Below are 14,092 nucleotides of genomic sequence, written 5' to 3' on the forward strand. Positions count from 1 at the left end.
TTATCCACTACAACTAATTTTAGCTTTTCTTTTAACATCAGCATCATAGTCTGCTTTTAATTTATCCGATAGTTTAATCGCATCAGCCTGCAAATGTTTGTTTTTAGGGTCGTTCCAAGCTGTTTCACCACTCAAATAACTATTTAAAAATCCATCAGGTACACCACCAGCTCCTTTTTCAAAGCCTGCGTTTTTCATTGTCTTATATTCGACCATTTTACCTAATTCATTATTGCCACCTGTACTAACGTGTGCAGAACCTTTTAAAGATGAATTACCAACCTGTTTTTGTCTAATCCCTATGGATTCTGTCATTCTGCCACTTTCTCCTTTGCCTATGTACATATCTCCACTCTCAAATCCGAACATATATGCTCCACCAGTTCCTGCTCCTGCAAGTCCAAAAACATCAACCCAAGTATTGCTATCTGTAACATAAGCGTAGAAGTTTGGTTCGCCAGAGTGTAGCCCAATCGGGTCTTGACTTATGTAAGTTCCACTATCTGGCGAGTAATATCTAAACCTGTTGTAACACAGCTCTAGGGCATCATCAAAATATTGGCCTTGGGATTTAAAGGGTACACTGAAAAAGAACTTTTGGTAACTACATAAATTACCACATTTTAAAAATACAAAAAGCTACCTAAATTAGTAGATAGCTTTTGTTGTTTGTTTTCTTATCTCTTGCTTTACGGCACAAGCAAGGTGCTTGCACTAGCGGGGATGTAAAAGGCTTTTTGTAGTATTAATCTAATTCTGCTCTTGAAAATAAATCTAATATAAGTTTGTCATTTTCACAGGCTTGTTTAAATGATATAATAAACTCTTTGAGAGTTTCTAATTCAGAAGAATAAGCACAAAACATACTGCCTTCAGGGTCAAACTTGACGACTTTTTTAAATTTTGGTTCTTTTTCTTCTACAAATACTTTTGCTAATGAAGCCCAATCATATCCGTTTCCTTCAAATCCTTCTTCTTCTCTTGTTTGAAAAATTTCAGTTTTATAATCGCCAACTTCTAAGCACACAGAAAAACTATTTTCGTGTTCTACCCCAAAAAATGGTTTTATGGCTTCCTTAAAATCAGTGTCCATATTGCTCTAATTCTGCAAATAACTCATCTGCATTTTGTTTTATTCCTTCTTTAAATTTTGCAGGTATTTTACTGTTTACTCGTTCGTACCATTCGTAAAAAACGGTCTTCCAGTCTTTAATACTTTCTTTTTTTAAAAGTAAATTAGCATCTGTTGAGTATTTTTTAGTAATTAATAATAAAATTTCAATATTTGCTAAAAGTGGTTGAGCTATATCTTTAGTTTTTTTTAACCATTTTATATCATCTTCTATCAGCTCAATAGAGAACTTTATGTATTCTGTACCTACATATTCGGCTACCTCGTTACCATTGGGTTCAGTGCTAAATATTTTCATAAATCTATTCTTTTATTAATGAAATTTTACCTTTTTAGGCTTTTTGTTCATTTTATCACTTAAATCATCTAATGGGTTATCTGATAGCCAACGTTCTTTAACTCGACCTCTATTTTTATTATCCAACCCTGCCTTTTCTAGCTGTTCTTTAATTGATAAATTTCTCCTATCTCTCAAAGATAATCGTTCATTCATTCGTTTTCTAATCAAAGCTCCTTCAATTGAGCGTGCTTGGTCGTGAGTAAGGTTGTCCGCTAAAATTTCCATCTTGTCAAAAACTTTACCGTTGGCTATGTGTTCATTCATACGTGTTAAAGCATCTCTACTTGTTATTCCGTAATAATTTACACCATCTTTTCCAACCAGTTGATATACTAATTCTCCATTTAGTCCAAAAACATCAACCCAACTATTACTATCGCTTACATACGCATAAAAGTTTGGTTCACCAGAAGCCAACCCAATTGGATCTTGACTTATGTATGTTCCGGATTCTGGCGAGTAATACCTAAACCTGTTGTAACACAGCTCTAGGTCATCATCAAAATATTGGCCTTGGTATCTAAATAGTAAACTGCAAAAGAACTTTTGGTAACTACATAAATTACCACAGTTTAAAAATACAAAAAGCTACCTAAATTAGTAGATAGCTTTTGTTGTTTGTTTTTTGTAAAACTTAAAAGCACCTAATTTACTAGATAGCTTTTGTTGTTTTTTTTGTAGAACTTATGCTGTACGGCACAAGCAAGATGCTTGCGCTAAGGAGGCTAGTAGCTGCTAATAGGATATATGATTAAATACTATTTTAATATTTATAAGGATATTTATTAAACAAATTAGGAGAAATAGTATTCATTATTTTAATATACTCTTCCGTTACTTCTTCACCTTCTTCTATATATTTTTCCATTTGCTTAATTACAGTTCCCATTTGAATAAACCTTACAAAGTCTATTTCTAGATTTGCAAATAAAGATCTTTCGTACTCTCCTTTATTATGATCATAGAACAATATCTGATTATTTTTAATGTCAATGAACCATTCATCTCCTTGTCCAGATCTTCCAATAATCCATACTTTATCACTCAAAGCATTATAATTTTCTTTAATATATTTATTTTCTCTTAGGCATAAATCGTATTCAAAAAGTTCTATATCCGCATTAAGTTCTATACTTTTATAAGTACATATAAACTCTAAGTATAAAGGATCTTTTATAGGTATTTTATCATGTTTTTTTATAATATTGTTTCTTCGTTCAAACTCTTCTGTAATTGTATTAAAATCAGGTATAGTAAACATATTTAGTGGTGAATTTTTGGTTTTCTATTTTTTATTGCATCAGAGTTATATTTGCTTATTCTTTCTTTTCTGGCTAACCCTTTCAATACCTTCTCAAACATATCCTTATTTTGAGATTTAGATAAGTTCATATCTTCTACTTTATCAATTATTCCTTTCCATGTTTTATTCCAGTTTTGCCCAGTTCTAGAACTGTTGGTATGAATACCTGGTTTTTTAGTGTGTTTTTCTATTGGTAAGTTATAATGATATTTAGGGTTGTTAACATCAATACCTGCTAAATCTTTGAATTTTTGAGTGTATTCTTCAGGAAAACCATGATGAATATCTCTATATGGATGTTTACTGCCTGTATAGTTTTTCCATAGACTTTGTAATTTACTTGTTGGTGTTTTTGCTAACCCAAAAACATCAACCCAACTATTACTATCGCTTACATACGCATAAAAGTTTGGTTCACCAGAAGCCAGCCCAATCGGATCCTGACTAATGTACATCCCCGTATCTGGCGAGTAATACCTAAACCTGTTGTAACACAGCTCTAGGTCATCATCAAAATATTGGCCTTGGTATTTAAATAGTAAACTGCAAAAGAACTTTTGGTAACTACATAAATTACCACAGTTTAAAAATACAAAAAGCTACCTAAATTAGTAGATAGCTTTTGTTGTTTGTTTTTTGTAAAACTTATGCTGTACGGCACAAGCAAGATGCTTGCGCTAACGGGGCCAACCCAATTGGGTCTTGAGATATGTAAATTCCGCTATCTGGCGAGTAATACCTAAACCTGTTGTAACACAGCTCTAGGTCATCATCAAAATATTGGCCTTGGTATTTAAATAGTAAACTGCAAAAGAACTTTTGGTAACTACATAAATTACCACAGTTTAAAAATACAAAAAGCTACCTAAATTAGTAGATAGCTTTTGTTGTTTGTTTTTTGTAAAACTTATGCGGTAGGGCACAAGCAAGATGCTTGCGCTAGCGGGGGAATATTATTACCTACGTTTAGCTTGTATGTTTTTGCAAAATTCGGGAAATGAAGTAGCTACAATTATTGCGTCATTTGGGTCATAACTTTCTTCGTAATCTATATACTTTATCTCTCCTGTCTGAATATCAATCCAAAAATCATTGTCTCCATAATTGTCTGCAAATGGAATATGAAACAAAGTAAACTCTTCAAAATTTTCAGACAATAAATCTCTTCTCTCCATTACTTCAATAATAGAAGAAGTCCAATAAGGATTTTCATCTTTTTCAAATAATGGAATATGAAGAAAACTTGCAATTTCAATTAAATTATAATCATTTTTTGATACCTGATAAAAACTATCACGATAAATATATGCTTCGTTAGTAAAGCAACCTCCATTTGTACAAAGATAAAATTCAATAAATTCTTTTTTTCCAAAAAAATCGTGAGGTATAACTTCATTTATTTGAGATAATGTTACGTTTTTCCAATGATTTTCAAAAACAATTTCATTATTAAAAAAATGGTTAGAATTAGTGTTAGACATATTTAAAAATTTAATGGTAACCTTTTAATTTTGCTTTATTTCTTTTATTAGCTTCTGCTATTGCATCATCAGAGCCATACTTAAATCCTGTATCTTGTTTAAAATCATTTCCTCCACCAATATGAGAGTGTATGCCGTGGTAGTCTTTATGTACCATTTGCATTCTCATAGTATTAGTTTTAGGGTCATAGTCTATATGGTGAGCGTGGTAATTTCCACCAGGGTTTTTGATTTTTGATTTTTCAATTAGAGCAGCTCTATCTCCTCCATTATATCCTGTGGCATCTACTGTATAAATACCGTGCGTGTTATCTGGGGTTATAGTACCGGGATGTATTACTCCGCCACCAGTAGAATGAAAGATTATTGGTTCTCCAGCTAACCCAAAAACATCTACCCAACTATTACTATCGCTTACATACGCATAAAAAGTTTGGTTCATCAGAAGCCAGTCCAATTGGGTCTTGGCTAATATAAGTTCCTGTGTCAGGAGAATAATATCTAAACCTGTTGTAACACAGCTCTAGGTCATCATCAAAATATTGGCCTTGGTATTTAAATAGTAAACTGCAAAAGAACTTTTGGTAACTACATAAATTACCACAGTTTAAAAATACAAAAAGCTACCTAAATTAGTAGATAGCTTTTGTTGTTTGTTTTTTGTAAAACTTATGCTGTACGGCACAAGCAAGATGCTTGCGCTAGCGGGTTTATTCAAATATTTTCACGTCACTACCTCTTTCATCTTTTATATATTTTTCAATTTCTTGAAAAGTATATTTCTTCTTTGTTTTTATGGTTAAATCAATAAGTTTAAATTTTAAATCTAAATCTTCATCATAACCTGTAGGAACAACTGGTGTTTTAGACATATTAGTGTCAAATAAAGCATTATTTATAGCAGGTATGTCTAATCCTAATTTTTTACGAACTTTAATTAGGTTTATTAATTCCATTGGGATTAGGCCGCTAGTCAAAAATTCTTCATTCTCCCATTTTTCACCACGTTGTAATCCTATTCCATTTAAATGATATTCGCAAAGCTCATCCCAATAATTGGATTCTATTTTAGTAAAATCATCCCAATTGTCAATAATTTTTTGATAAATACCATAGCCACTTCCATACTTTAAAATCAAGTCTTTTACGGGGTTGATTCCTATCCATTTTTCAATTAAGAAATGTGCTAATTGTGTACTAGGATATACTTTTTGTTTTTTAAACTCTTTGTTGGATAAATTCTCTTGGTCTGTTAAATACGATAATGATTTTTCAAAAAGTAGTTTAATCAAATCTTCTCTTTCAACATATAAAGCATACTCATAAGCACCCTTTAAATGGTCTATCCATTTATCATTAATATGGCCATACGTCCAAAAAACTGAGGTCCGCTCAAAATACTTCCAACAATCTTCATTCCCTTGAAATAAAAGATTTTTTGCTTTAATATGGGTGCAGTTTGGATTGCTATTTAATTTATGATAGAAAGTTTCGAAATTATACTTGTTCTTTTTGTAATTTTTAAATGAAAAAGAATACCTATTGTAAAATTCCTCATTACATAGTTCTTCATCTAAAAGTGAATTATACTCGTAATGCTTAATAGCTTTATTAATTAATTTCTTCATTAAGACTTGCACTTTAATTTAATGGAACGTTCATCTATATTAATTTGAAGGAGATTATTTTTTAGTTTCCCATTTTGTTTGGCGTCAATAATAATATCCATCAAGTTTTTCTGATAATTAGGCATATTTTTCCACCTACCGTTTGTATTTCCAGAGATTTTACGAATATTTCTATCTGTCCATCCAGCCCAATTGGGTCTTGAATTATGTAAGTGCCACTATCGGGCTAGTAATACCTAAACCTGTTGTAACACAGCTCTAGGTCATCATCAAAATATTGGCCTTGGTATTTAAATAGTAAACTGCAAAAGAACTTTTGGTAACTACATAAATTACCACAGTTTAAAAATACAAAAAGCTACCTAAATTAGTAGATAGCTTTTGTTGTATTTTTATAATAACTTATGCATATGCAGTAGGGCACAAGCAAGCTGCTTGCGCTAGCGGGGTTTAATTTGGTAAATCCAAATCTTTTGAATAATCGACTTCTTCTTCTAACCAACCAATTTCATTACACCAGTTTTTAATATCTGATAATAATTCTTTAGTGTTGATTTCCTTGAATTTATATTTTTTTAAAGAATCTTCTAAATAATTGTAAAAAGTATGACCTAAATCGTGACGAATTTCTGTTTTGTACATTTTTTTATACTCCTCATAACTTACTGTTAAGTCAAGTGTCAATTCTTTATCCTTATCGTATCGTCTAAATGTTTTTCTGCCAATTTCGTCAGGTAAACACCTGAAAGCAAAACCAATTATTTTTGGTTCATTTATACCTTTATATTTACTATTTACCTTATTCAATACTACTTCAAGTTCATCACTTAATTCAATTATGTAAGTTAAATAAGTATCGCAAACTACTGAAATTTCCATATTTATTTATTCTAATGACAAGCTTTGTTTCCTGGTGGTAAAAAACCTTTCCAAGCTAAATATCCTTTTAATTTCATTCCTTCAAGCATTTGCATTAATTTTTTAGGACCATTATGCGTAGCTACTTTTCTCAAGTTCATTTTTCTTAACCATTTTTGAGTATATCTTGTTTTTGGGTTTTTCGTTTCTCCTAATTTCCATAATTCCCCTTTTTTCAAAAACATTTCGCCAATAGGGTTTTTCTTTCCCCATTCCATAACTGGATACCAACCATCTTTTTTTGCTATTAAAGCATATAATTCTTTTAATCCAAAAGGGTCAACAAATGAATTTGAATCGTGAACGTAAGCGTATATGTTTGGATTGGTACTTTCTATTCCTAATGGGTCTTGGGATATATAGGTTCCAGAATCAGGAGCATAATACCTAAACCTGTTGTAACACAGCTCTAGGTCATCATCAAAATATTGGCCTTGGTATTTAAAGGGTACACTGAAAAAGAACTTTTAGTAACTACACTAATTACTACTGCTTAAAAATACAAAAAGCTACCTAAATTAGTAGATAGCTTTTGTTTTTTGTAAAACTTATGCGGTAGGGCACAAGCAAGATGCTTGCGCTAGCGCGGGGAAGTAGAAACTAAACTTAATTCAAAAGGTAATATTAAGTTTGTTAATGCTGTTGTTTTATAATAAAAAACCACAGCTTTAAAACTGTGGCGATATTGTTTTATAGAAAATAATTACGGAGTAAAGATTCCAAGAGTTAACTATTTTTTTTTAACGAATTATTAAGCCTTATAGTTAAAGTTTCTTTCCATTCTTCACTAGGACATATTTCAATTAACTTTTTGTAATCATCTAATTTAATTTCTTTAAATAGAGATTCTATTAAGTGTAGTAATGTCCAATGTAAATCATAAAAAGCATTTTCAGGAAATAAGCCTATTATAATTTCGGCTTCTTCATATGTAATAGGTTTTTCAATACTTTCTAATAATTCATCATATTCATCAATAATATCATCAATAGAATCAGGGTCGTCTAAACTTTCGTTAGGCATTCTTCCTAAATCATTTAATTTTTTTATTTCATTGCGAATTATATCCATAATTTAATGGCATTTAATTTTCTTAGCATTTAATTCTCCCTTTTTAAGAAGTCCAGTATCTTCATATGCTTTAATAATTTTCTTAATAGAATCATCATATTTACTACCTCCAATTCTTTTTAAATCTGCTAAATCATCAGCTAAAACATCTTTGAAAGCTCTATTCTTATCAAGTGCAGCTGTTTTTCTTCCTTTGGATTTATAAGTTCTTGTTTGGGCGTGCTCAGCTTTAGGCATAACAACAGCTATTCCATCCTTTCTTGGTAGATGTCCTAATTTATCTTGAGGAATGTGATGTAAATCTAACTCATCACCAACATCACTTGCTTTTACTAATTCGTCGTAAGTTCCAACTTGACCTGGGGTAACTGTAAGTCCAAAAACATCGACCCATGAATTACTATCATTAACGTAGCTGTAGAAATTAGCTTCCCCTGAAGCAAGCCCAATAGGATCTTGACTTATGTAAGTGCCACTATCTGGTGAATAGTATCTAAACCTGTTGTAACATAGCTCTAGGTCATCATCAAAATATTGGCCTTGGTATCTAAAGGGTATGAACGTTTTATCTCCTGTAAATTTAATTGCTTTTCCGTAAATATCCAACTCGCACGCCCATACTTTTTCGCCTTCTTTGTTATAGGCTTCTACAGGTGTTCCTAAATGGTCACTAACTATAGAAAAATACTCGCCATTAACCAATTTTGCTGTTGGTACAAAGCTCCCCTCATTAAATACCCATGTGGTAGCATTGTTAAACGGTTCTGGGCTATTATATGTTAATACACCTGTGCTGTTTACTACCAGTTGCGGGCGGTCTTTTAGGTTGTATGTCCACTCATGCAAGGGTACGTTACCATCCCATAAAAAACGCGTTATATTATCTCTGTTTTTAACTAGTGGGTTTATTTTGGCGGTACGCCTGCCCAAGGCATCGTATTCAAAAGTAGTAAGTAACCCCTCATTATTACTTACTTTTTGTAAGCTACCATTGGCGTTCCAAACATACTCCCAAGTAAGTAGGTGGCTGTTACCATCATCTATTAAATTAAAGCCTTTTGCTTGTTTATTTTTTGCTATTTTTTTTATGAGGTTGCCTTCGGCATCATACGTATAGTTCCACTCTGGGTCTGCTAGTAATTTACCTCCTTTATCATAAGTGTACCCATTGCGGTCTGCTGTTTTGTATAGGTTGCCTATACGGTCTGGTACTTTATAAATGGTTTCTGTTTGTTGGTAGTTTGCTTGTGCTAAATTACCCAGTGCATCATAATTAAAAGTAGTGGTTTTTCCGTTTACAATTAATTGCTCTAATTGGTTGCTTGGGTTCCAACTGTATTGGCGTTTACTAGGTTCGTAATTTTGGCTGTGTACGTGTAATTCTTTTATTCTACCAGCCTGGTCATAGTTTGTTTTTTGTGTTACGCCACCGCTAAGCAAACGTTCTACTTCCCAGCCCATACTATTATACTCAAAAGCAGCTTGCCATGCTGTTGCTTTGTCTTGTGCTGCATTACTATTGGTAAGTTCTCCTAGTGGGTTGTATTGGTTGTTTAGTTGCGCACCTAAACTACTTTGCATTTGGGTACGTTGCCCAAAATTGTTATAGGTATTGTTAATTAGGTGTCCGTTTTGGCTTTCTTGTAATACATTGCCAACCTTATCTAATTGCAAGCGTACTTGGTTGTCTTGGTTTTCTGCAAGTGTTAAGTTGCCATCTTTATCATAGCTAAACAACTCATACGTACCATTACTATATTGCACTGCTGTTAATTGCCCTAAAGCATTGTAATTGTAATTTGTAGTGTGTAATGGGCTAATTGTAGTTGTTACTTGGCCATTGGCGTCTCTACGGTATTTACGGCTAAGCCCATCAAAACCCCATTCGCCTATAATATTACCATTGCCATCTCGGCTAAAACGGTATAACTCACCAGCCTCATTACGTATGCTTTTTAGCTGCTCTTCTGTGTCATAATAAAAAGTAACACTTTTACCATTTTCGGTACGCTTTTTTAAATGCCCTAGGCCCCAGTAGCTAAACTTTACGTTACGTTTATGGTCTTTTGCAGTAAGTACACTGCCAGCAGTGTTATACGTAAATTGGTGTACATTACCTGTAGGTTCTATTAGTTTTAAAACATTACCAACCTTGTCATAATCATACGTTGTTGTAGCCCCGTTTGCAGCAACTGTTTTTTGCACTCGCCCAAGACTATCATACGTCATATGCGTAGCAGTGCCGTTAGGCAAGTGTATGGTAGTTAAATTATGACTTTTATCCCATTCTAAAGTAGTGGTGTTTTTGTTTTGATCTGTTATTTGGTATAGTTTACCTTTTTTGTAGTCTAGTTGTACAGAGCTGCCGTTAGGGTACTCTATTTGTGTTACCTGCCCAAGATTGTTAAAGGTTCTTTTTAGACTATTTCCTTGGTAGCTGGTATGGCTTACGAGCAAGTCTTGCTCATTGTAACTAAAACGTTCGGTATTGTCAAAAGCATTGGTAATGGCTATTAAATTACCTCTTTGGTCATAATTAAATTTGGTGCTATTGCCCATAGGATCTATGGTGAGTACTTTTTCTTCGTTCTCGTTATAGCGGTTTATGGTTACACCGCCCATTGGGTCGGTTATTTTGGTTATTAACAAGCGGTCATCATACTCATAAACAGTAGTGTTGCCTAAAGAGTTGGTTACAATGGTTTTTCCTTTTAGATACTCTGTATGGTACTCTAAAAGTCCTTCGTCTCCCCAGGTGTGTATGCATTTTGCATTTTCTCCTTTACCTTGGTATTCCCAATAAAAATTACCACCTAACTGGTTGGTTAAATGAGATAATAAGCCATCTTTATACCGGAATGTTTTTTCTGCATTATTAACATCTATAACTTTATGTAGTAAGCCTTCTGAATTGTACTTGTAATTGTGGTTCCATACAAAGCCTTCTTGTGTTTCTAGTTCTATTGTGGTTAAAAGGTTAATATATTCAGGGTTATTGTAACTAAATTTAAAAACACGTCCTGCGGTATCAGTCACAGAATCTATATTGTTATTAGCATTGTATTTTACACTAATTTTATCTCCAATAGTATTTTTAATATATGCTAGTTTACGGTTAGTACCAAAATGGTATTGTAACTTGTTTTCGTTTTCTAAAATATATCCCTGTTTAGTTTTACTCCACGTTAGTTTTTCTATTGGGTGATATATAGTATCATTATTTCCCAAAACAGGGAAAGCAATAAAACGGCCATCTTCTATTCTAACAAAAATAGCCCCGTTTTCGTCTGCTTCGCTGTGGTATATATCATAATTATGATGCCATGACTTTCCTAATGAAGAAGTTTTGGGCATATCACTATAATAACGACGTGTAAATACAAAAGGGATGGCACCAGGGAAGCTAAATTCTTCATTTTCTGAAACAACACGCCCTGTCGCAATATCTACAGGTTCTCCAAATAGGAAACACTTTGTATTTTGTTTAAATTTTCCCCACTTTGTATTAGGGTCAATTTTTTTAAAAATTTTATCACCTCCCTTTTTCCATAATTTACCAAAACCTTTAAGGCCTAAATTAATACCAAGGGCAAATAAATCTATTGTAGGAGGTCCGCCAACTAAAACAGCCATACCTGCAGGTATTACTGTTGCCATACAATCTGTAGGAGCCATTAATGTAAGCTTTGGTTTGCTTGGTTTTTTAGCTCTAAAAGGGGCAGGTATGCCAACAATATTACATGAAAGAGCTGGTAAAAATTGGTAGGAGAAAGGGGCGGAATCTGCCATAACGGTACTACTGCCCATAAACATTTCGCCTTGTGCCATAGGAGCAACTATTGGAGCAGGACCATGTGCTATAACACCTGGTAAATGTTGAATTCCTGTGCCGGCATTGGCTATAAATTTATTGTTAACTTTTACGCTGGGTTGCATCATAGTAACAATGGCTCTAGCTACCGAGCTTACAGTTATGGGCTGTGGTAGTTGTTCTTCACCTTCAGAAACTTCTTTATGTTCAGTAGGTGTTGGTAAAACAGAATTAATGGCAGCAAATACAGCACCAATAATGTCAAAAACCATAAATATATTGGGAACAGCGCACATAGGCGATGGTGGTACAATTGTAGAATGAAAATCTACTCCAAACCCTAAGTCTGTATACTTTCCAGCAGGTTGCCCAGGTACGCTAGGCATTATTGCAGCAGCTAAGTCTTTCTGTAAATTATCTAGCTGTGTTTTTTTTTCGGAGAATAAGGTTCCAAAACTTTTTCCTGGACTTTTTTTTCCAACATCAGCCACTACATCATGTGCTAAACCTCCTACTGTTTTTGCCATTGCTTTATTTTTTAATTAGTTTGTAATGGAAATTAATTCTTGCTCTTTTGGTAGAGGAGCATAATGTTGGTTTAAATTTTCTTCAGCAGAAATTAGTTTTTTCCAATCTTTACCCAACCAAAGCTCCAGGTGTTCTTCTACAATAGGTCTTTTTTCATCTTCACCTAATATGTATTCTAAAATGTTATATGCTAAATTAGCTACATATAAAAATGTAGAGTTTTGGCGCGTTTGTAAGTCTAAATAGCAACCGCCATTTAGTGCCAATAGCGCATACTCAAAAGCATCTTCATATTTTTTCTTTTTCATTTGTATGGTAGCACATATTCTGTATGCTTCCATAATGTAGAAATAGTCTAAATTTTTACTTGCCTTTTGCGCTATTTCTTCATAAACCTCAAAAGCTTCATCTTCTTTGCTAAGGTTTAAAAGAAAAGCAGCCTTAAATAGCATACTAGACCTCCATAGAGGATAGTATTGTGAAGATGTTTTTATAGTGTTTGTTAATACAATAGCTTTTTCTATATGTTTAAGTCCTTTTTTAGGCTCTTTAATTGTGTTGTATGCGTGTGATACAATTAAATAGCTAGATACTAGTATTGACGGTTCTCCTAATTGTTTTGCTTCTGTAAAAAGACGATCTATTAACGGAAGCATTTTTTTCTCCTTAGGTAAAGCTTCCATTAATTCTAATACAGTTAGTTTGTATTTAGCATCTGGACTATGAGGTTGGCTACCTTTAACCTCTTTTTTCATTTCATTCTTCATAGCCGCAAGCATATTTAACTGCGGATGAATTTCATAAACTTTTGATCGTGTTTTTCTTTTAAAAGACTTTAAGTGTCTTTCTTTTGCAATATCTATAGCCACAAACCTAATAGCAGTAGGGATATCTTTTTTTAGCATTTCATGCATCCAATCTCCAAAGCCTGGTTGGTGCATTCCTAAACCAAATTGAATAATTAAAGATGGGTCTATGCCAATTAATGCTTTTTTAAAGCGTTCTATCTCTAAAAGAAGGTTAGAAAATGTAGGTGCAAGTTTTGTATTTGGAACAAAAGGCGTTTTAAGATAGTTATCTTTAATTAAAGCCTTATGCATATCATATTTAGGGTCATTTTCTAAATTAAACCAATCTGTAAATTCTGACCATAAATGTTTTTCATATTCTTCATCTTCAGTGTATACAGATGTAAATTTAAGTATAACTTCTTCTGTTTCTCCTAACGCAGAACCTTCTGTGTCTAAAAAATGACTTATAATTTCAATATCAGAATATTCAGCTACCCAAACGGCTAGTTTCCATTCCTTATGCGTCAGCGCTTCTTTCCAGTGCTCTTGTACCTTATAGTATTGGTGTGCTATAGATATGTTCTCGCTCATGCTTAAGAATTTATTTTTACCATAGGACCAGTAATGTTGATGTCCCCAGTTGAGTTGGTTGTAATAGCATCACCAAAAACATTGGTTTCTGCACCACCATTTATAGTTGCATTTTTGGAACTTAGTAAAGACAAGCTCTTTGTACCCGTAATACCTACTGTTGGTGCATCGGCTACAATGTTTTCTTTTCCGCCAATTTTAACATTTGTACCTTTTAACTCTATTTCAGTTCCATTTAAAAAGATGTTTGTTGCTCCCAATGTAATTGTTTTAGGAGCAGAAATAGTAATAGTTTCATCTCCGTTTAGTGTAATGCTACTACCACTTGGATCAGAAATTGTTATTTTTCCTTGGTTTTCATCATCATTAAAAGTTATGGTATTTCCACTTCTTGTAGTTATACTTTTACTTTTGTTTTGTTCTAAACCTCCTGCAGCAGTTTGTCCGTTAAAAAGGCTACCTAGTACAAAAGGTCTGTTAGGGTCGTTGTACCTAAAA

Annotated in this window: 13 protein-coding genes and 6 pseudogenes; all 19 read right to left on the reverse strand. The window is 33.2% G+C overall.

Going from position 1 to position 14,092, the window contains the following annotated elements:
* Positions 1-369 carry a hypothetical protein gene (locus KLA_RS15620; RefSeq protein ID WP_034646887.1) on the reverse strand — a complete coding sequence of 123 codons (369 nt, stop codon included), beginning with the start codon at positions 367-369 and terminating at the stop codon, positions 1-3.
* 87 nt (positions 370-456) lie between these two features.
* Positions 457-537, reverse strand: a pseudogene (locus KLA_RS18625) (type IV secretion protein Rhs); the annotation flags it as partial.
* Positions 538-745: 208 nt separating this feature from the next.
* Positions 746-1,093: an immunity 51 family protein gene (locus KLA_RS15625; protein ID WP_034646889.1), complete on the reverse strand. Its 348-nt coding sequence runs from the start codon at positions 1,091-1,093 to the stop codon at positions 746-748.
* Positions 1,083-1,430, reverse strand: a complete 348-nt coding sequence (locus KLA_RS15630; protein ID WP_034646891.1) for a hypothetical protein — start codon at positions 1,428-1,430, stop codon at positions 1,083-1,085. The genes KLA_RS15625 and KLA_RS15630 overlap by 11 nt, the downstream gene beginning before the upstream one ends.
* A gap of 15 nt (positions 1,431-1,445) precedes the next feature.
* A pseudogene (locus KLA_RS15635) lies at positions 1,446-1,985 on the reverse strand (RHS repeat-associated core domain-containing protein); the annotation flags it as partial.
* Between the two features lie 250 nt (positions 1,986-2,235).
* Complete coding sequence (locus KLA_RS15640; protein WP_034646895.1) at positions 2,236-2,733, reverse strand: hypothetical protein; 498 nt, start codon at positions 2,731-2,733, stop codon at positions 2,236-2,238.
* 2 nt (positions 2,734-2,735) lie between these two features.
* A pseudogene (locus KLA_RS15645) lies at positions 2,736-3,299 on the reverse strand (RHS repeat-associated core domain-containing protein); the annotation flags it as partial.
* A 121-nt stretch (positions 3,300-3,420) separates the two neighbouring features.
* Positions 3,421-3,561 (reverse strand): annotated as a pseudogene (locus KLA_RS17900) (RHS repeat-associated core domain-containing protein); the annotation flags it as partial.
* 170 nt (positions 3,562-3,731) lie between these two features.
* On the reverse strand, positions 3,732-4,256 hold the full coding sequence (locus KLA_RS15650; RefSeq protein WP_034646896.1) for an SMI1/KNR4 family protein: 525 nt from the start codon (positions 4,254-4,256) through the stop codon (positions 3,732-3,734).
* A 10-nt stretch (positions 4,257-4,266) separates the two neighbouring features.
* Entirely contained in the window at positions 4,267-4,698 is a 432-nt protein-coding gene (locus KLA_RS15655) for a hypothetical protein (RefSeq protein WP_034646897.1), read from the reverse strand.
* Positions 4,664-4,777 carry an RHS repeat-associated core domain-containing protein gene (locus KLA_RS18405; RefSeq protein ID WP_235183584.1) on the reverse strand — a complete coding sequence of 38 codons (114 nt, stop codon included), beginning with the start codon at positions 4,775-4,777 and terminating at the stop codon, positions 4,664-4,666. The genes KLA_RS15655 and KLA_RS18405 overlap by 35 nt, the downstream gene beginning before the upstream one ends.
* Positions 4,778-4,966: 189 nt before the next feature.
* The gene (locus tag KLA_RS15660) at positions 4,967-5,884 is read right to left on the reverse strand and encodes a hypothetical protein (protein ID WP_034646898.1); all 918 of its coding nucleotides are present in this window, start codon (positions 5,882-5,884) and stop codon (positions 4,967-4,969) included.
* Between the two features lie 450 nt (positions 5,885-6,334).
* Complete coding sequence (locus KLA_RS15665) at positions 6,335-6,763, reverse strand: hypothetical protein (RefSeq protein WP_034646899.1); 429 nt, start codon at positions 6,761-6,763, stop codon at positions 6,335-6,337.
* A gap of 11 nt (positions 6,764-6,774) precedes the next feature.
* Positions 6,775-7,020, reverse strand: a complete 246-nt coding sequence (locus KLA_RS18295) for a hypothetical protein (protein ID WP_200868414.1) — start codon at positions 7,018-7,020, stop codon at positions 6,775-6,777.
* A gap of 60 nt (positions 7,021-7,080) precedes the next feature.
* Positions 7,081-7,239 (reverse strand): annotated as a pseudogene (locus tag KLA_RS18545) (RHS repeat-associated core domain-containing protein); the annotation flags it as partial.
* A 289-nt stretch (positions 7,240-7,528) separates the two neighbouring features.
* The gene (locus tag KLA_RS15675; protein WP_235183581.1) at positions 7,529-7,873 is read right to left on the reverse strand and encodes a hypothetical protein; all 345 of its coding nucleotides are present in this window, start codon (positions 7,871-7,873) and stop codon (positions 7,529-7,531) included.
* Between the two features lie 3 nt (positions 7,874-7,876).
* Positions 7,877-12,211 (reverse strand): DUF6531 domain-containing protein, encoded by a 4,335-nt coding sequence (locus KLA_RS15680; protein ID WP_051456138.1) that lies wholly within the window; start codon positions 12,209-12,211, stop codon positions 7,877-7,879.
* Between the two features lie 15 nt (positions 12,212-12,226).
* Positions 12,227-13,594, reverse strand: coding sequence for a hypothetical protein (locus KLA_RS15685; RefSeq protein ID WP_034646900.1), 1,368 nt, complete (start codon positions 13,592-13,594; stop codon positions 12,227-12,229).
* Between the two features lie 2 nt (positions 13,595-13,596).
* Positions 13,597-14,092: pseudogene (locus tag KLA_RS18140) on the reverse strand (Vgr family protein); the annotation flags it as partial.

Source organism: Cellulophaga geojensis KL-A, from assembly GCF_000568425.1.
In the GTDB taxonomy this organism is placed as follows: Bacteria; Bacteroidota; Bacteroidia; order Flavobacteriales; family Flavobacteriaceae; genus Cellulophaga; species Cellulophaga lytica.